The sequence below is a fragment of the Leifsonia sp. 10L418 genome (assembly GCF_056395445.1).
On sequence record NZ_JBFTJN010000010.1, the window covers coordinates 22,278 to 39,878 of the forward strand.

A 17,601-nucleotide genomic window follows, 5' to 3' on the forward strand; every position below is an offset into this window, starting at 1 on the left:
TGGGAGCGCAAAGAACAACTATATGCTCTTGTAACCCCCATGTCTACTCTTTTCTTGACCTCATCTGGATTCTCGGGTATAACCCAGGCTTCGCACCCGTTTCCCTCCTTCTTCTCTCCCCCTCCCCTCGTCTCCCGCCCTCTCCCGCGAAACTGCAGTTGTCGGAGCCTCAGCGCGCGGGAGGCACCGACAACTGCAGGCTCGCGGGGTGAACGAGGGTCTGGATGCCGCAGACTTGAGGGATGAGTAGAGGCGAGACGCAGCATCCGTCAGTCACATTGAAACTGAGCGGACACACGGCCATCGTCGAACCCGACCGGTTCACCCCGGGCAGCTATCAGCTGGTGGTGGATGGCACGCCGCAGTCACATGTGAATCTCGACAACCCAGGTGAGCTGTTCTTCGAGTACATCCAGCGGATCGGGCATGTGATCGACCTGCTCGGCGATCCCGGCGAACCGATCACGGCCGTGCACCTCGGGGCCGGAGCCTTGACTCTCCCCCGCTATGTGGAGGCGACCCGGCCGGGTTCTCGCCAGCAGGTCGTCGAACTGGAGAGCGACCTGATCGACTTCGTGCGGGCCGAACTCCCCTGGGACAAGAAGGCTCAGCTGCGCGTGCGGCACGGCGACGCGCGCGAGGTGCTGGCGAAGCTACCGGCCGGCCTGCACGGCGCCGTCGACCTCGTCGTCGTCGACATCTTCTCGGGGGCGCGCACCCCGGCCCACGTGACGAGCCGCGAGTTCTATGAGCTCACCGCTCCCCTGCTGTCCAAGCGCGGAGTGCTCGCCGTCAACGTGGCAGACGGTCCGGGATTGGCGTTCGCGCGCAGCCAGGCCGCCACTCTGTCGGCGGTTTTCGGTCATGTGATCGGCCTGGCCGAGACGCAGGTGTTGAAGGGTCGGCGGTTCGGAAACATCGTCTTCGTCGCCGCGCACACGCCGATCGACCTGGACTGGATTCCGCGCCTCCTGGCCGGCGGACCGCATCCGGCCAAGGTGATCGAGGGCACCGAATTGAAGCAATTCATGGCCAGCGCTCAGGTTGTGACCGACGAGACCGCCACGCCCTCACCGCTGCCCGGACGCACCGTCTTTCAGATCGGGCGCTGAGCGCCGGGCGATTTCGCGGTATCCCCCATTCGCGGGTGATTCTCGCCGAGTTGCGGGTTATCCTGAAGACCACCCGGACGCCCCTGTGGCTCACGCCGCCGCTCTCAAGACTGGACTCATCCTGAGCATCATCATCGGCTATGACGCAACGACATTGCGCGAGCAAGCAGACCCACAGGCGGCCCTCGCACGGCTCGACGAACTCGGCGAATTGCGCAGCCTGTCCGCGCTCGAAGAGAAGATCACCCTGCTGCGCTTGATCGATCGCCTCGACGAAGCGGCGCTGATCGCCAACGAGGCCGTGCGTCTGTCACGGTTCACCGGCGACCGGCAGCAGCTCGCCTCCAGTCGCATCCGCCGCGCCCAGGTGCAGCAGTACCAGGGCAAGCTTGACGAGGCCCAGGCCGAACTGAGCCACTGTGTGCAGGAAGCCGAAGCCCACGACTGGCTGGATGTCGCAGCTTCTGCCCGCGAAAACCGGGGCAAGGTTCACTTCGATCAGGGCAACTACGAGGCAGCCGCAGCCGACTTCACGGCAACCCTGTTTCTGCGTGAGCGGGCCGGAGCGTCTGCCCAAGAACTCGAGAACTCATTGCTCGCCGTCGCGGTGATCGAGAAGTTCATCGCCGCGGACAACGCATCCCGCTGATTCGTCGATTTCCTGGCTCTCGCGTCGCTGCGCCTCGCCTGTCTCGCCTGCCTGGCCTCGCCTCCTGAGTTGCGGCATGCTTGATGCACAGCAGTCCCCTCTGACCTCACAGCGAGGAAGAAAGTGACAATGCCCAAGCGAGCGTTCGGTGTCGCGACAGCGATCTGCGTGAGTGTCGCTGTGCTCCTGGGCGGCTGCACTCTCAGCGGTCAGCGCGCGACCCCGTCGAGCGGCGTGCCCGCGACCGAGCGTGCCACTCCCTCGTCGACGATGCCGCCCGCACCCGTGGCGTTGCCGGTGCGCCCGGTGGGCGATCCCGTCGCGATCGCCTCCGGCCTTGACGCACCGTGGTCGATCCTGCGCCTGCCGGCACCCGACGGAGGAACCCTGATCAGTCAACGTGACACCGCGACGGTTCGTGAATTGCTGCCCGACGGCACCCTTCGAGACGTGGGCGCCGTTCCAGAGGCGCGTCCCGGCGGCGAAGGCGGCCTGCTCGGGCTCGCGTTCCTGCCCGCGACGGCCGCATCTGCAGCATCTGCCGCGTCTGCCGCGTCTGCCGCGTCTGCCGCTCCCGGCTCGCCGCCCGACCTCCCGTCCGGCCTCGCTCCCGGAGCGTCCGGTTGGCTCTACGCGTATGTCACCGCCGCCGACGACAATCGAATCCTGCGGATGCCGTTGACCGGTTCTGCGGGAGGCTACGGGCTGGGGGCGCCGGAGGTCGTGCTGGCGGGCATCCCGAAGGCGGGAAATCACGACGGCGGCCGCATTGCGTTCGGACCGGACGGGCTGCTCTATGCGACGGCCGGCGATGCCGGAAACACCGCCAATGCGCAGGATCTCAGCTCGCTCGGCGGCAAGATTCTGCGGATGACGGCCACCGGCGAGGTGCCGGCCGGCAACCCGTTTGGCACGCTCGTGTACTCCTACGGGCATCGCAACCCGCAGGGGATCGCCTGGGATGCCCAGGGGCAGCTCTGGGCGAGCGAGTTCGGCCAGGACACCTGGGATGAGCTCAATCGCATCGTCGCCGGCGGCAACTATGGCTGGCCGATTGTCGAGGGGATCGCTGAGGCCGGGGCCGGTGACCCCACGTTCGTGAACCCGGTACACGAGTGGCCGACCGACGAGGCCAGCCCCAGCGGGATCGCGATCGTGGGCGACAGCCTGTTCATGGCGAGTTTGCGCGGGGAACGACTGTGGCGCATCCAATTGTCCACAGGGAACGTCGATGACTGGTTTGTCCACGCCTACGGCCGACTGCGTGACGTGACGTCAGGCCCGAATGGCACACTGTGGTTTATGAGCAACAACACGGATGGCCGGGGCGACCCCGCTGCGGGCGACGATCGCCTCTACCAGGTGCAGGTGGCGCCCTGATGGCCGACCTCGACCGGGTGCGCGTCTGGGCGGACGCCCTCATCGCCTTGCACCTCGACCGCAGTTGGTCATTCGGTTACGACAATGCGAAGAAGCGCGCCGGGCTGTGCAATTTCACCGACAAGCACATCACCGTGTCCCGCTACCTTGCCGCCCGGTATGACGACGATGAGATCCACCAGATTCTGCTGCACGAAGTGGCGCACGCCCTCGCCGGCCCGCGGGCCGGGCACGGTCCACGCTGGAAGGTCGTGGCGGCGAACATCGGCTACGACGGAAAACGCACGCACGACGGCGAGATCGCCGACGAACTCGCCCCCTGGGTCGGTATCTGCCCGGCCGGGCACACGCACTATCGCTATCGCCAACCGACCCGCCCGTTGGCCTGCGGACTCTGCGGACGCGGCTTCAGCGCCGCTCACCTGATCACCTGGTCGCGGCGTGAGATCACGGCGGCCGCGCGGCGACGGGCTGCCGCGGCAACGGGGAGCTGAGAGGCGTGCGGTAACCAGATACACTGGTTACATGACGCTTGTGAACCACGACACCGCTCGCACCGGACAGACAGGCCAATGGCTGGTCTCAACCGACGGACAGCGGTGGTGGTTTGACTCGGGGTCGATCGCACTCGACTTCGCCTACACCGGCGCTCTTGGCGAGAACCCGGCCGGAGAGCTCCTGCACGCGGCGGGCGACCTCGCTGACTGGCTCAATGAACGTTACTCCCCTCAGGTCGAGGTCGCCGACTCGTCCGCGCCCTCCGCAGCGCCGACCCCACGCATCCAGACTCAGGATCGCGACCTCACCGATGCGCTGGCCCTCCGCGGCGCGATCGCGCGTCTCGCCCGGGCGGCGGCCGACGGCCGCGATGTTGACGGGCAGGACATCGACATCGTCAATCTGTTTGCGGCGACCCCCGACATCCCGCCCGCGCTAACCGGCGGATCACGTCAGGCCGGTCGCACCTCGCCACGCGCCGGGCAAGCACTGTCGACACTGGCGCGCACGGCCGTCGAGCTGTTCGGACCCGACACCGACGGACGAATTCGCTACTGCTCGGCCGACGACTGCACGATTTTGTATCTCGACACCTCGCGTTCGGCCAACCGCCGCTGGTGCTCGATGCAGCGGTGCGGCAACCGGGCGAAGGTGCGGGCGTTCCGGGAGCGGAACGCTGCCTCAGCCGCTCCTGCACCGACGTCCGAGTCGGCGGCCGACGCTCCGCGCACGAGCACTCTGTCGCGGCCGCGGGTCGCGCGCCACGCGTTCGAGAAACCGCTTCTGCCCTAGTCGGGGTCGGCCACTCGGCCGCGGCGGCTCCAATCAGCTGCGGCTCCGGCCAGCTGCGGCTCCGGCCAGCTGCGGCTCGTGCGTCGGCTGTTTGCGCCGGCTTGTGCGCGGGTCAGCTGACGAAGGTCAACTGATCAGGCGAGAAAGTGGAATTCCCCGGTGGCGCTGACCACGGCGCTGGAATCCAGTTGGCTTGCCGCACGGATCTCCTCCTGGCGACCCAGCGCGGCCAGCGCCAGCCCCGTCTCGGAGGCGCTGACGAGGTGCCGAATCGCCTGTTTCAGACCGACGAACGCGGCGGATGCCGCGGCGGCTTCGGGCGAGCAGTGGTCGATACCGAGGGTCGAGAGTGCGTCGATGACGGCGCCGGCGACGAAGAGGTCCTCGACCGCGAAGCGGAGGCTCCCGTCGGCGCGACGCTCACCAGCAGCGATGACGGCGACCGAGAACCGCGCACCCTTTTCGGCCTGACGGGCAAGCACCCAGTCGGCGACGGCCGTGCGATTGTTCAAGCTGGCCGGGATAATGTGCTGGGCACGCCCGTCCGGCGCTCGGCCGGCGGCACCGGCGAAATGAGCGCCGTTGGTCGTGGTGGCCGGCAGCGCGTCGGCAATTACGACAAGGTCGGCGCTAGTGGAGAGACTCTGAAACCCGGCGGTTCCCCAGTCGAATCTGACCTGATATGCCTGCTGCGTCTCGTTCACGGTTTCAGGCTACTCGGCACTCTGCATTGCGTGGGGGTCGCACCGTCACGCGGCGTCTCGTCGCCCCAGCCGCCCGTGTTCTCGAGCCGATGTGTGGCTAAGTCACAGTACGCCGAGGCGCCCGCGCACCGAGGAATACTGCACGTCGAGGCGTCTACTCGCCGAGGATTACTGCACGCCGAGGCGCCTGCGCACCGAGGACTACTGCACGCCGAGCGCGTCGAAGCGCGCGAGAGCGTCGGCGTCGGTCGCCAGGGTCATCGCTCGCCGGGCCGTGTCGAGCGCCGTCACCGGGTCTGCCTCCGCCTCGGCGAGGGAGAGCTGACGTTCCGCCTCCGCGAGCCGAGTGCGGGCCGGAGCACCGACGCGACCGGCGCGGGTCGTGATGTAGTCGCGGGTCACAGAAATCTGGCTGCGCGCCGCGAGCAGCGCGCCGGTGAGCGCATCCCGCGCATTGTCCAAGCGAAGCTGCCGGTTGCGCGCCTCCGAGCGCGTCACATCGAGGCCATCCATGGCTTCACGCAAGCGCACGAGATCCGCTGCCGGGTCGGACAGGCGCGCCGGATCGCGCAGCTCCAGGACAACCCGGTCGGCCCGGGCGATCACATCGTTGAGGGTGGCACGCGCCGCGGTTTCCTCGTGCGTGTCACGCAGCGCGCGGGCCTCGGCCAGCTCGGCATCCGCTGCCGCGAGCGCGCTGCCCAGGGTGGCGTAGCCGATGTGCAACTGGTCCTCGCCGGTTTCGATGGCGTCGAGCAATTGGGTGGCGCGAAACAGGCCGTGCTCGGCAGCGCGCATCTGGTCGCCGACTGGTTCGTTGGCGCCGCGGCTGACCCGAGCGGATGCCTCGTCGGCGGCCGTGCGCGCTTCATCGAGTGAGGCGATGGCCCGGTCAAGATTCGCGCCGATTGCGGCGAGCGCCGGTGCCGCGTACGTCAGGGCGAGGCGGTCCTGGGTGGCTTTTCCGCTCTCGATTCGGTCGGCCGCACGAAGCAGACGGCGCTGGAGCTGGTTGAGCAACGCCGGCGCCTCGCGTTCAACTCCGCGTCGGGAGTCGAACGTGCGGGTTTGGGCGTCGATCCGGGCGGTCGCCTCGGTCGCCAGGGTGATGATCTGCTCGTTCCAACGGCGGCGTTCCGAATCGGAATCATGCACAGCGTCGTCGAGCTTCTGCTGGAGGGCGAACGCGTCGCGGAGTTGTCGACGTGACGTCGTGAGCGCGGTCGCGAACTCGTGGGTGGCGTTCTCGCCGAACTGCGCGATCGCGAAGCTCAACTCGTCGGCAGCGGACTGCACGAGATCATCGGCACGCACGAGGCTGATCGCCGCAGTGCGTGCGAGTTCGGCGGCATCCGCTTTCTCGGCAGCGATCCGCGCCCGGGTGCGTCGGCGCAGCACCGAAACGAGCGCCAGCACTCCCGCTGCAACGGCCGCGAGAACGATGAGCGAGGGTACCCACCAGAGTTCGCCAGCCATGGTTCGAGTCTAATGAAACCGGGAGCGGCGCCGTGCCGCGGGGGCGGTCGTCCGATCGCGCTGCCAAGCGGGTGGGCAAGCGGGCGGGCACGGCGCTGCCGAGCAGTCCGGCGCGGGGTATCCCGCTGGGCGCGGTGTCTTCCGCTCGCCCCGCGGGATACCCCGCGCCCAGGGCAGCGGATGCCTGCGGAGGCCGGCGGAAGGCAGCGGAGGGCAGCGGAGGGCAGGGCGCACGCTTCGACGAGCTCGCCCCACGCGGTCGCGAGGCACCAGACCTGCTGCGCGCAGCATCCGCTCACGTGCATGCGCCGAGTTTGAGCGTTGCGGTCGAGTTTGCCTGCTGTGCCGGTCAAGCTCGACCGTAAGTGTCAAACTCGGCGAAGAAAGCGGCCGACGCTACCGGCGGCGGTCGTCAGCCGACGGTCGTCGCATCTGCTGACGGATCTCCTCGAAGTCATGCTTGGTGATTTCGAGCAGGCCTCGGCGCAGCTGGTACCCCCAGTCCGGGTTGCCGCGACTCAGATCGAGCACCGGCAGCAGGGGCCGGATCGCGGTGGCCACCGCGGCATGGTCGTAGTCGACCCGGCGGCGCCACGGGCGATAGTCAGAGTCCGTGGCTTGAAACACGTCGCCATCGACGATGCGCCCGATGGCCGTGAACTGTTTGAGCGGAGGGCCGTCAACCTGTGTGCGGGGCGAGTAGTATACGAGGCCGTCGGCCTCCTGCATCCGCTCGAGCAACCCGCGCGCGCCATGGTTCGTCTGCGCAAAACCGTGCGCGACCCCGCGCAGCACGTTTTCACGCTGCACGACCCCGAGCCAGTATCTGATTGCCACGCTTCAGTTGTACTGCATCGGCCATGCACGCAGACTGGGGGCATGCGCGTGCTGCTCAAAGAGATCCTCGATTGCGACCCGGATGCCGCCTGGCGTGCCCTGCGCAGCCCGGCAGTCTTGCAGGAGGTCAGCTCCCCCCTGATGGCCCTGCACTCCGAGGAGGCGACAGGCTTTCCGACCATCTGGGCCGAGGGGCCCCATCCGGTCGGTTTGCACGCGCTCGGGCTGATCCCGTTCGGCCGCCAACGCATCAACCTCACGGAGTCGACACGGCAGCACGGCAGCGTGCGGATTTTGCGCGACACCGGACGCGGCGTTTCGGGCCCGCTTGCGGTTCTCACCCGCTGGGACCACAGCATGGCGATCTCGGCCGACCCGGCCGGCACCGGCAAGACGCTCTACCGCGACCAGCTGATCTTCGAAGCCGGCCCGGCGACGCTCACCCTCTGGCCGAGTTTCTGGGCGTTCTGGCAATGGCGGATGCGGCAACTCAAGCGCCTCGCACCGACCTGGCGGCTCGACATCGGGGTCGACGACCCGAACTTTGTTGACGATCCAGCGGGACCCAATTCAGGAACGGAGGGCGTGTCGCAGCCGTTTCGGGCACCGGAAGAGGGCGACTCGCCGCTCCCGTCCTGAATTGGGTACCCGCCCGCAAGGTGAAGTTCCGACACGAAAGCATTCGAGGCGGGAACTCCCGATTTGCGACCCGCCCTGCCGCCGGAGAGATCCCATTGCTAGCCTGAGCGCATGAGCTCATCCCTCGGAGCCTTGCAGATTGCCGATTGGCGCCGCCGCGTCTTCGGGCTCTACGCCGGCGTGCGGCAGTTGAGCGTGAGGAATCCGGCTGCCGGCCACGAACTCTGGCGTTCGGGGCGTGACGAACTGTTCGCCGGGCATCCGTCTTCGCCGTTGCTTCCCGATGACCGCGCCGCATTCACCGGGCTGCCCATCGCGGCCTACGACCCGGATTGGCGTTTCGAAGTCGAGGTACACCGCGCTGAGGAGCCCCTGCGCATCAGCGTCGAGACGGGAACGGATGGCACGGTGCCGTTCGATCTGGTCGGTTCGGTGCGCATCCCCTACCTGGGCTCGCTCGACCTGTGGCGTCTGGCCAGCTACGCCGGCGGACTGTTTCTTCCGGTGAAGGATGCCCTCGCCGGGAAGCCAGGCGGAACCTACGGTGGCGGGCGTTACCTGCTCGACACGGTCAAGGGTGCCGATCTCGGCCCCGGCGCCGACGACGACACCCTGATTCTGGACTTCAACTTCGCCTACAACCCCTCGTGCGCCTACGACCCGATGTGGGCGTGCCCACTCGCTCAGGCAGGGAACATCGTTGCGGTGGAGGTTCCCGTCGGGGAGCTGTATCACCCGACGCACTGACGGTGCTGAACTCCGCAGTTGCTCGAATGACAGCGGTGCGCCCGAAACCGGACGCGTGTGCGCCCGAATCGTCGCCTGCTCATCCGTCGACCCGACGACTTGGGCGCACGCGCGGGTACGACGGGCACGGATGCGATGGGCAACTCCTCAACCACCGAGTGGTCAGCCCTGCGGCTCAGCCACCCTCACCATCGTGAGCCGCTGTGTCGGACGCGTCATCGCCACATAGAGCGCCGCATGGCCGCGCGGCGACTCGGCCACGAGTGCGTCGGGGTCGGCGAGGATGACGCTGTCGAACTCGAGGCCCTTCGACTCGTGCGCGGTGAGAACGGCGATCGGACGCTCGAGTCCGCGTTCTCCGGCGCCGACCTCGTTACCGAATGCGCCGACCAGATGAGCCAGAATCGAGTCTCGTGCGGCCCGCGGAACGATGACCGCCAGGGTGCCCGACGCGTCGATGCCACGGTCGTGACGCACGGCGTCTTCAACGGCTGCGGCGACGGTTGCCCCGACAACGACTGCGACGGCATCCGCCCCCTCATCTGAGAGGTCATCTGAGACGTTGACCGAGACGTCGACGGTCAGATTTCTGATCGGCCAGTCGCCCTCGCGCACCGACTGCGTCGGGGTGATCGGCAGACCGTGCTCGGTCGCGATCCGCTCTGCCTCGCGGGCGATCTGCGCCGGGGTGCGGTAGTTCACGGTGAGTTCTTCGAGATCCCAGCGGCCACGGAAGAACGGATCGAGTGCCGACCGCCAGCTGCGCGACGCCCCGGCCGAGCTGGCCTGAGCGATGTCGCCGACGATCGTGAACGAACGCATCGGCGATCGGCGCACAAGCACGCGCCACTGCATCGGCGAGAGTTCCTGTGCCTCGTCGACGACCACGTGACCGTAGGTCCAGGTGCGGTCGGCGCCGGCCCGCTCGGCCGTCGTCGCACGCACGGTGGTTTCGGCGAAGTTGTCGGCGAGCTGCTCGGCGCTGACCATTCCCTCGACACCCGCATTGCGGATGGCGTCCTCGGCGTTCTCGATGTCGTGTGCGCGTTGCAGATCACGCTCGCGCTGCCCGGCTTCAGGAGCGGCGGGCGGGCTGCCGAGCAGTTCGGCGGCCTCGTCGAGCAACGGGATGTCTGACACGGTGAACGGTTCGTCGCGAGAACGCAGCAACAGCGCGCGCTTCAGGGGCGTCCACCGTGGGGTGAGCGAAGCCAGCCACTCGGGCCGCGCGTAGAGGTCCTGAATCAGCTTCTCGCCGGTCATCGGCAGCCACGCGGTGTTCAGCACGACGCGGGCGTCGTGGGAGGCGCGAATGTCTTCGCGCAGCAATCCCAGGTCGGTGTCGTCGACCGGGTAGCCGCCGGCCCGCAACTGCGTCGCCAGCTGGTTGACCAGCGCGTCGAGGGCGTGGTTGACGAAGGTGACCCGAGCCTCGTTGTGCGGCTTGGTACTCTGCTGCGCTCGTGCGATCGCCCGCGCGATCAGCGCAGGCTCCACGATGAGCACATCGCCGTTCACTTCGATCCGCTGTGGCTGCTCCGGCACACGCTGACGCGACTTGACGGCGCGCGCGATCAGGTCGGCCAACTGTGTCGAACCCTTGAGCAACGCGACCTCGGCCACATCGTCGTCGGTCGCGATCACGCCGGGGTAGAGCTCGCCGAGGGACTGCAGTACTACGCCGGTCTCGCCGAGTGAGGGCAGCACGGTTTCGATGTAGCGCAAGAACGCCCCGGACGGCCCGACGATCAGCACGCCGGCCGACCCCAACCGCTCGCGGTGCGTGTAGAGCAGGTAGGCGGCGCGGTGCAGCGCGACGGCGGTCTTTCCGGTGCCCGGACCGCCCTGCACGACGAGCGCGCCGCGCATGTCTGAACGGATGATGCGGTCTTGCTCAGCTTGGATCGTCGCGACGATGTCGTGCATCCGCCCGGTGCGGTGCACGGTGAGAGCGGCCATCAGGGCGCCCTCGCCCTGCACGTTGTGCTCGGCTCCGGCTTCGGCCAGCAGGTCGGCGTCGAACACCTCGTCGTCGAGGCGGATCACCTCGCGCTCGCGCATGGTCACGTGGCGGCGAGCGAGCACGCCGTGCGGGCGGGCTGCGGTCGCTTGGTAGAACGCGCTCGCCTGGGGCGCACGCCAGTCCAGCAACAGGCTGCGCTGCTCTTCATCACGCAGGCCCATCCGGCCGATGTAACGGAAGCCGGCCTCGGCATCCTCGGTCGGAAGATGCGGCAGCTGCAGGCGTCCGAAAACGAGACGGGCGTCGACCTCACGCAATTGCAGCAGTCGATCCTCGTGCATGCGGGCCAGAGCGTCGCGTTCGCTGCGCATCTGGTGGTTGCCGCCGACCTTCTGCGAGCGCACGGTGGCGAGGCGATGGGCTTCGTCGGCACGCAACGCGTCGAGGCGTGCATAGAGCCGGGCGACGCGCGCCCGCTCGCGATCGAGTTCGTTGTCTGTCACTCGGCTCCCGCGCGGCGATCGATTGTCCGCCCATCGATTTTACTAGGGTCGAGCCGACGCCGCGTGCCACCTGGTTTTTGGCTGCGCCGGCCGGCCTCTGGGCCCAAACGACGGCCGTTCCTTTCGCCCCTGAACAGCCAATTTGACAACGCCCGGTAGACTAGAAGAACTTGCGAGTGCGAAGCCGCGCTCCCTGCGTCGTAGAACGCCCTCTTCTCATCGAGACAGCGTCGGTCATCACACTGACCGTCGCCCGCCCCGATCCAGGAAATGAAAAATTCTTACGGCGAACGGATGTGCCCTTCGGCACCTTCGCCACGTGAATCCTCCTGGTTTCGGTTACCGCTGCGTGCGGATCGCTTCAAGGCAGGACTCTGATGCCTGAAAGGCACCGCTTTTGTCTGAATCTGAAATTAAATTTGGCGCGCTCGGCGTGCCCGCTCCCCTCGTCGCCGTTCTCTCGGCCCAGGGAATCGACACCGCTTTCCCCATCCAGGTCGACACTCTTCCTGACACCCTGAACGGCCGCGACGTGCTCGGCCGCGGCAAGACCGGCTCGGGTAAGACCCTGGCCTTCTCCATTCCGATGGTCGCCCGCCTCGGCGGCAAGCTCGCCGGCGGCAAGCGCCGCCCGGGCCGCCCGCTCGGCCTGATCCTCGCGCCGACCCGCGAGCTGGCCACCCAGATCTCCGCCGCGCTCACCCCGATGGCCGAGGCCTACGGCCTCAACACGACCACCATCTTCGGTGGCGTCTCGCAGGGCCGTCAGGTCACCGCGCTGAAGGCCGGCGTCGACATCGTCGTAGCCTGCCCCGGCCGTCTCGAAGACCTGATGAAGCAAGGCTTCGTCAACCTCGACTCCGTTGAGATCACCGTGCTCGACGAGGCCGACCACATGGCCGACCTGGGCTTCCTGCCCGTCGTCACGCGCATCCTCGACAAGACCCCGTCCGGCGGACAGCGTCTGCTCTTCAGCGCCACGCTCGACAACGGCGTGGACAAGCTCGTTCGTCGCTTCCTGCAGAACGAGGTGCTGCACTCGGTCGACGAGGCCACCAGCCACGTCTCCGCGATGACCCACCACGTCTTCGAGGTCGACGGCGTCGACGCGAAGAAGGACCTCGTTCAGGCGCTCGCCTCTGGCAAGGGCCGTCGCATCCTCTTCATGCGCACCAAGCACCACGCCAAGAAGCTGGCCAAGCAGCTCACCGACTCCGGAATCCCCTCGGTCGACCTGCACGGCAACCTGTCGCAGGTCGCTCGCGACCGCAACCTCGCCGCCTTCTCGGCCGGCGATGTGCGCGTTCTGGTCGCAACGGATGTCGCGGCTCGCGGCGTGCACGTTGACGACATCGAGCTGGTCATTCACGTTGACCCGCCGGCAGAGCACAAGGCTTACCTGCACCGCTCGGGCCGTACCGCCCGTGCCGGCAGCGCCGGAGACGTCGTCACCGTCATGCTTCCGAACCAGAAGAAAGACACCGAGCAGCTGCTGAAGAAGGCCGCCATCAAGGTGACCCCGCAGCGCGTGAACGCGACCTCCCCGGCTGTGACCGCCCTGATCGGCGAGGTCGCAGCGTACGTCAAGCCGCTGCCGCGCCAGGAGCAGCCGCAGCGCGGCCAGTCGCAGGGTGGTCGCTCGCAGGGCGCCAATGCTCAGCGCAAGCGCACCAACCGCGACGAGCGCGATGGCGGCCGTGGCGGCGAGTCACGCGGTGCTCGCGATGGCGAATCGCGTGGAGGCCGTGGCGGCGACGCCGTTGCCGCCGGTGGCGCACGTCGTGACCGTTCGGGTCGTCCCGCTGCGGCTCGTGGCGGCAATTCGTCACAGGGCGCCAGCACTCACGGTTCCGGTTCGGCCGGCGGCTCAGGCCGCTCGGGCGGACAGGGTGGCCAGGGCGGCGGACGCTCCGGAGGCCTGCAGGTCGGAGGCCTCGTTCGCGGCGCCTCGTCCGGTGGCGCACGCCGCTCGGCTCCCCGTCGCGCGCAGGGCTAGCCAGCAGCATCCTTTGAACCCAACGGGTCGGTCTCTTCGGAGGCCAGCCCGTTGGTCGTTTCAGGATGCGTCGACGTCGCGCTACGCCGGACGTCGAGTCGTATCCAGCCTGACCTGGTGGCTAACTCAGGAAATCCTCTCCGCCCACGTCACAACATTCGCGCCTGCACTGGCCTGCCGAATGCACGATTCTGGGATTTCCTGAATTAGCCCCGCACGACCGCAACTGCTGCCAGCTGCACCATTGCCGGGGCAGACGCACAGGCGCGCGGCGGCTCGATTTCCTTTTCGGGCGCGGGCTGGCCTAGTCTCACTTCATGAGCACCGAAGCAGTTGTTCGACCAGTACGAGACGTCGACGCAGAAGCCCTAGGACGCGTTCACGCAACCTGCTGGCACGAGACCTATGACCACCTGATCAGCGAGGCAACCCTCGCCAATCTGTCCCCGCGCCGCATGGCCGAGCTGTGGACGCACTGGATGAACCAGGGCGAAGAGTTCCACCAGTACGCCGCGCTCGTCGACGGCGAGATCGTGGGCTTCTCCGGCTCCGGCCCGGCCCGCGACAACGAGGCTCCGCGGTCGCGCGAGCTCTACTTCATCTATCTGCTGGATGCCTACCACGGCACCGGCATCGGACAGAAGCTGTTCGACGCGGCCTGTGGCGACGCACCGGCCTACCTCTGGGTCGCCTCCGACAACCCCCGCGCCCACGGCTTCTACAAGCGCAACGGCTTCACCGCCGACGGAGCCGAGCAGACGCAGCCGTTCCTCGGCGAAGAAATCCACGAGGTGCGACTGGTTCGCTAGTCGCTCCTCAACACCGTCACCTCTGAACGGATGGCGCTGACCCTGGAGTCGGCGCCATCCGTCGTTAATGCCCGCCCGCGAGACTGCAGTCGTGGCCGCTGAGGGGGCTCTATTCCGACCACAACTGCAGTCTCGCGGAAGCTAAGCCGGAAGCTGAGCCGGAAGCTAAGCCCGCGAATGCCGCCCAAGTAGGCTGGGCAGATGACCACGATTCCCGTAATCCTCGACGTCGACACCGGCGTTGACGACGCCCTCGCCATCCTCTTCGCCGTTGCGCACCCCGACATCGAGGTGCTCGGCATCAGCTGCGTCGCCGGCAATGCCTCACTCGAGCGCGTGGTGGACAACACCCTGCGCATTCTCGACGTCATCGACGCTCCCGATATCCCGGTGGCAGCCGGCGCCCGTCGCCCGCTGATCGAACCGGCCCGCGACGCTTCGCACGTGCATGGCGAAGGCGGCCTCGGCACCCTGCGCCTGCCCCCGAGCGAGCGCACCGCGGTGCCGGTCAGCTCGGTCGAGCTGATGCACTCACTGCTCCAGGACAGCGCCCGGCCGGTCACCCTGGTCGCGCTCGCTCCGCAGACCAACCTCGCCCTGCTGCTGCGTCAGTACCCCGACATCGCGAGCAAGATCGAACGCATCGTCTTCATGGGCGGCTCGGCGAGCGTCGGAAACGCAACGGCCGTCGCCGAGTTCAACGTCTGGCACGACCCGGAAGCCGCGGCAATCGTGCTCGACTCCGGCGTACCGACCTACATGTACGGCCTCGATGTCTTCAATCGCGTCGCCGTCGACGAGGAAACCGCCACGGCGTTGCTCTCACACGAGACCCTCGTCGGGCGCACGGTCGGCTCGCTGCTGACCAATCGCGTCTTCGCCGGCACCGACGCCGAGACCCACCACTCCGGACTCATCGGTGACGCCGGCGCGGTCTGCGCACTTGTCGATCCGGGGGCGCTCTACACCGAGATTCGCCCGGTGCGCGTCGAACTGGCCGGCTACGGTCGCGGGCAGACCCTCGTGGACATGCGGTCCCGGCCGGGCGAAGACGCCATGCACGGCACCGCGGATGTCTGGGAGACCGCCGAGATCGCCCTCGATGTCGACGCCTCGCGCCTGACGACGCTGTTCCTCGACACTCTCGGGCTCGCCTAACCCGCGAACCGGCCCCGTTCCGGCCCCGAGTCGCCCTCGAAACGACAAACGCCGCGTGCCGCCCTTCCGGGCGACACGCGGCGTTTGCGTTGGCTGGCTAGCCCTGCGCCGCGTTGGCCGCAGCGAAGAGCTGGTCGAGCTCTGCCATGTCGATGTCGACACCGGGGAACATCGCCAAGCGGGCGATCGGGATCGATGCCAGCATCTTGAAGACGCTTGGGTCAGCCAGCATCCCGCCTGCTTCACCACCGGCTCCGGCCAACGTCTGCATGACGATCGGTCCGGCGATGGGGTTTGCGAGAATCTCGCCCATCGTGGACTCGGCATTCAGCGGGCTGAGCACGAGGTCACCCTCGATGGCGACCCGCGCGGCGGCACGGATGTCGCGGCTGGAGGCGCCGACCTCGAAGGAGTACTCCCCGCCCTCGACGACCCAGCCGCCGATACGCGTCTCCCAGTAGGCGAGATCTTCGCGACGCACCTGAACCACAACCTCGCGGCTCTCACCGGCGGCCAGGACCACCTTCGTGAAACCGGCCAGGGCGCGAGGTGCCCGCACAACGGCAGACGAAGCGAGCGACGAGTAGACCTGCACGACCTCGGCACCATCACGGCTGCCCGTGTTGGTCACCGTCACGCGCACCGTGACGCCGTCGGCGTCGACGGTGGCCGATGCATCCGAGTAGGCGAACGTCGTGTACGACAGACCGTGACCGAAAGCGTACGAGACCGCGATGTCGCGGGCGTCGTACCAGCGGTAACCGACGAACAGGCCCTCGCTATAGCGGGCGTGACCGTTCTCGCCACCGAAGTCGAGGAAGGCGGGGCTGTCCTGCAGACGCACCGGGATGGTCTCGGTGAGGCGACCGGACGGGTTGGTCACCCCGTAGAGCATCTGGGCCACGGCGCTGCCGCCGGCCTGGCCGAGCAGCCAGCCTTCGACGATCGCGGGCACGCGGTCGGCGAAGCCGGAGAGGCGCACCACGCCACCGTTGGACAGCACGACGACCGTGCGCGGGTTGACCGCGACCACGGCGTCGAGCAGGGCCAGCTGCGTGGCCGGCAGTTCGATGTCGGTGCGGTCGAAGCCCTCAGACTCCTGATCGGCCGGAACGCCGAGGAAGAGCAGCACGGTGTCGGCCGTCGCGGCCAGGGCCACGGCTTCCTGCGCGAGTTCGACCGAGTCGGCACCATCGGTGGTGTAACCCGCGGCGAAGGGAACTTCGGTGCCGGTCAGTTCACGGATCGAATCGAGTGCGTTGTCGAGACGGGTGGGGTTGACCTGCGAGCTGCCGGCACCCTGGTAGCGGGCGTTCTGGCCGAGCTCACCGATCACGACGACCGACGCGTCGGTGGCCAGCGGGAGCACGGCGTCATCGTTCTTGAGCAGCACGATGCTGGCCGCAGCCGCCTCACGGGCGATCGCGTGGTGGGCGTCGCGGTCGTAGGGGGTGTCGCTCGCACCGGCGACAGCCTTGCGCACCAGCTCGGCGACCCGGCCGGCGGCCGTGTCGACCACTGACTCGTCGAGCTCACCGGCGCGTACCGCCGCGACGATCTCGGCGTCGGTGCGTCCGTTGGTCGCCGGCATCTCGAGGTCGAGACCTGCGGCCAGTGCTGCAACGCGGTCGGAGACGGCGCCCCAGTCGGAGACGACGAGGCCGTCGAAGCCCCAGTCGTCGCGCAGCACCGTGTTGAGCAGCCACGAGTCCTGCGAAGCGTAGACCCCGTTGATCTTGTTGTACGAGCACATGACCGTCCACGGCTGCTCCTGCTCGACGACACGCTGGAAGCCGCGCAGGTAGATCTCGCGCAGCGGGCGCTCGTCGATGTCGGCCGAGACGCGCATGCGGTCGGCCTCCTGGTTGTTTGCCGCGAAGTGCTTGAGCGACGCTCCGACGCCCTGCGACTGCAGGCCGCGCACGAGTGCCGAACCGAGCACACCGGAGACGAGCGGGTCTTCGGAGATGTACTCGAAATTGCGACCGCAGAGCGGTGAGCGCTTGATGTTGATGCCCGGGCCGAGCAGCACGCCCACGCTCTCCGCACGAGCCTCTTCGCCGAGTGCGACACCGACGCGTTCGAGCAGATCGACGTCGAAGGTCGAGCCGAGGCCGACGGCGGGCGGGAAGCAGGTCGTCGGGATGCTGCCGGACAGGCCGAGGTGGTCAGAGCCTTCTTCCTGCTTGCGCACACCGTGCGGTCCATCCGTCAGCATGATCGACGGAACGCCGGGAACAGCCTTGGTGGTCCAGAAGTCGGCGCCGCTGGTGAGGCCCGCCTTCTGTTCGAGGGTCAGGCCGTCGAGAACGGATTCGTTGGGGGTGTTGCTCATGAT

At 67.8% G+C, this 17,601-nt stretch carries 15 protein-coding genes; 10 read left to right on the forward strand and 5 right to left on the reverse strand.

Going from position 1 to position 17,601, the window contains the following annotated elements:
• Positions 1-242: 242 nt before the first annotated feature.
• The 5 genes from AC1DCF_RS17315 to AC1DCF_RS17335 all read left to right on the forward strand — a co-directional run bounded on the left by AC1DCF_RS17315 (position 243) and on the right by AC1DCF_RS17335 (position 4,431).
• Positions 243-1,112 carry a spermidine synthase gene (locus AC1DCF_RS17315; RefSeq protein WP_441791624.1) on the forward strand — a complete coding sequence of 290 codons (870 nt, stop codon included), beginning with the start codon at positions 243-245 and terminating at the stop codon, positions 1,110-1,112.
• A gap of 85 nt (positions 1,113-1,197) precedes the next feature.
• A complete protein-coding gene (locus AC1DCF_RS17320; protein ID WP_441791623.1) occupies positions 1,198-1,761 on the forward strand; it encodes a tetratricopeptide repeat protein in 564 nt (187 codons plus the stop codon).
• A gap of 129 nt (positions 1,762-1,890) precedes the next feature.
• On the forward strand, positions 1,891-3,141 hold the full coding sequence (locus tag AC1DCF_RS17325; protein ID WP_477212064.1) for a PQQ-dependent sugar dehydrogenase: 1,251 nt from the start codon (positions 1,891-1,893) through the stop codon (positions 3,139-3,141).
• Entirely contained in the window at positions 3,141-3,635 is a 495-nt protein-coding gene (locus tag AC1DCF_RS17330; protein ID WP_477212065.1) for a SprT-like domain-containing protein, read from the forward strand. The genes AC1DCF_RS17325 and AC1DCF_RS17330 overlap by 1 nt, the downstream gene beginning before the upstream one ends.
• Before the next feature lie 31 nt (positions 3,636-3,666).
• Positions 3,667-4,431 carry a CGNR zinc finger domain-containing protein gene (locus tag AC1DCF_RS17335; protein ID WP_477212066.1) on the forward strand — a complete coding sequence of 255 codons (765 nt, stop codon included), beginning with the start codon at positions 3,667-3,669 and terminating at the stop codon, positions 4,429-4,431.
• Between the two features lie 134 nt (positions 4,432-4,565).
• On the opposite strand, the gene AC1DCF_RS17340 is transcribed toward AC1DCF_RS17335, so the two are convergent.
• The 3 genes from AC1DCF_RS17340 to AC1DCF_RS17350 all read right to left on the reverse strand — a co-directional run bounded on the left by AC1DCF_RS17340 (position 4,566) and on the right by AC1DCF_RS17350 (position 7,448).
• Entirely contained in the window at positions 4,566-5,135 is a 570-nt protein-coding gene (locus tag AC1DCF_RS17340) for a 2-phosphosulfolactate phosphatase (protein WP_477212067.1), read from the reverse strand.
• Positions 5,136-5,336: 201 nt separating this feature from the next.
• Positions 5,337-6,611 carry a coiled-coil domain-containing protein gene (locus AC1DCF_RS17345; RefSeq protein ID WP_477212068.1) on the reverse strand — a complete coding sequence of 425 codons (1,275 nt, stop codon included), beginning with the start codon at positions 6,609-6,611 and terminating at the stop codon, positions 5,337-5,339.
• A 396-nt stretch (positions 6,612-7,007) separates the two neighbouring features.
• Complete coding sequence (locus tag AC1DCF_RS17350) at positions 7,008-7,448, reverse strand: EVE domain-containing protein (RefSeq protein WP_477212069.1); 441 nt, start codon at positions 7,446-7,448, stop codon at positions 7,008-7,010.
• 42 nt (positions 7,449-7,490) lie between these two features.
• Between AC1DCF_RS17350 and AC1DCF_RS17355 the strand changes: the two genes are divergently transcribed.
• On the forward strand, positions 7,491-8,087 hold the full coding sequence (locus AC1DCF_RS17355; protein ID WP_477212070.1) for a hypothetical protein: 597 nt from the start codon (positions 7,491-7,493) through the stop codon (positions 8,085-8,087).
• Between the two features lie 111 nt (positions 8,088-8,198).
• Positions 8,199-8,834: a DUF1684 domain-containing protein gene (locus AC1DCF_RS17360; protein ID WP_441791615.1), complete on the forward strand. Its 636-nt coding sequence runs from the start codon at positions 8,199-8,201 to the stop codon at positions 8,832-8,834.
• 162 nt (positions 8,835-8,996) lie between these two features.
• Here the strand turns inward: AC1DCF_RS17360 and AC1DCF_RS17365 are convergent, their stop codons facing one another.
• Positions 8,997-11,300: a HelD family protein gene (locus tag AC1DCF_RS17365; protein WP_477212071.1), complete on the reverse strand. Its 2,304-nt coding sequence runs from the start codon at positions 11,298-11,300 to the stop codon at positions 8,997-8,999.
• 433 nt (positions 11,301-11,733) lie between these two features.
• On the opposite strand from AC1DCF_RS17365, the gene AC1DCF_RS17370 reads away from it, so the two are divergent.
• The 3 genes from AC1DCF_RS17370 (at position 11,734) to AC1DCF_RS17380 (ending at position 15,263) form a co-directional block, all read left to right on the forward strand.
• On the forward strand, positions 11,734-13,296 hold the full coding sequence (locus tag AC1DCF_RS17370; RefSeq protein WP_477212072.1) for a DEAD/DEAH box helicase: 1,563 nt from the start codon (positions 11,734-11,736) through the stop codon (positions 13,294-13,296).
• A gap of 317 nt (positions 13,297-13,613) precedes the next feature.
• The gene (locus AC1DCF_RS17375; RefSeq protein ID WP_441791612.1) at positions 13,614-14,105 is read left to right on the forward strand and encodes a GNAT family N-acetyltransferase; all 492 of its coding nucleotides are present in this window, start codon (positions 13,614-13,616) and stop codon (positions 14,103-14,105) included.
• Positions 14,106-14,306: 201 nt separating this feature from the next.
• Positions 14,307-15,263, forward strand: coding sequence for a nucleoside hydrolase (locus AC1DCF_RS17380; RefSeq protein WP_477212073.1), 957 nt, complete (start codon positions 14,307-14,309; stop codon positions 15,261-15,263).
• Positions 15,264-15,360: 97 nt separating this feature from the next.
• On the opposite strand, the gene AC1DCF_RS17385 is transcribed toward AC1DCF_RS17380, so the two are convergent.
• A complete protein-coding gene (locus tag AC1DCF_RS17385) occupies positions 15,361-17,598 on the reverse strand; it encodes a glycoside hydrolase family 3 C-terminal domain-containing protein (protein ID WP_477212074.1) in 2,238 nt (745 codons plus the stop codon).
• Positions 17,599-17,601 lie beyond the last annotated feature (3 nt).

Bases quoted from the DNA above. Each gene is read 5' to 3' on its own strand.
- AC1DCF_RS17315 (WP_441791624.1), top strand. From the start codon at position 243: ATGAGTAGAGGCGAGACGCAGCATCCGTCAGTCACATTGAAACTGAGC.
- AC1DCF_RS17355 (WP_477212070.1), top strand. From the start codon at position 7,491: ATGCGCGTGCTGCTCAAAGAGATCCTCGATTGCGACCCGGATGCCGCC.
- AC1DCF_RS17345 (WP_477212068.1), bottom strand. From the start codon at position 6,611: ATGGCTGGCGAACTCTGGTGGGTACCCTCGCTCATCGTTCTCGCGGCC.
- AC1DCF_RS17375 (WP_441791612.1), top strand. From the start codon at position 13,614: ATGAGCACCGAAGCAGTTGTTCGACCAGTACGAGACGTCGACGCAGAA.
- AC1DCF_RS17380 (WP_477212073.1), top strand. From the start codon at position 14,307: ATGACCACGATTCCCGTAATCCTCGACGTCGACACCGGCGTTGACGAC.
- AC1DCF_RS17330 (WP_477212065.1), top strand. From the start codon at position 3,141: ATGGCCGACCTCGACCGGGTGCGCGTCTGGGCGGACGCCCTCATCGCC.
- AC1DCF_RS17325 (WP_477212064.1), top strand. From the start codon at position 1,891: ATGCCCAAGCGAGCGTTCGGTGTCGCGACAGCGATCTGCGTGAGTGTC.
- AC1DCF_RS17360 (WP_441791615.1), top strand. From the start codon at position 8,199: ATGAGCTCATCCCTCGGAGCCTTGCAGATTGCCGATTGGCGCCGCCGC.
- AC1DCF_RS17385 (WP_477212074.1), bottom strand. From the start codon at position 17,598: ATGAGCAACACCCCCAACGAATCCGTTCTCGACGGCCTGACCCTCGAA.
- AC1DCF_RS17335 (WP_477212066.1), top strand. From the start codon at position 3,667: ATGACGCTTGTGAACCACGACACCGCTCGCACCGGACAGACAGGCCAA.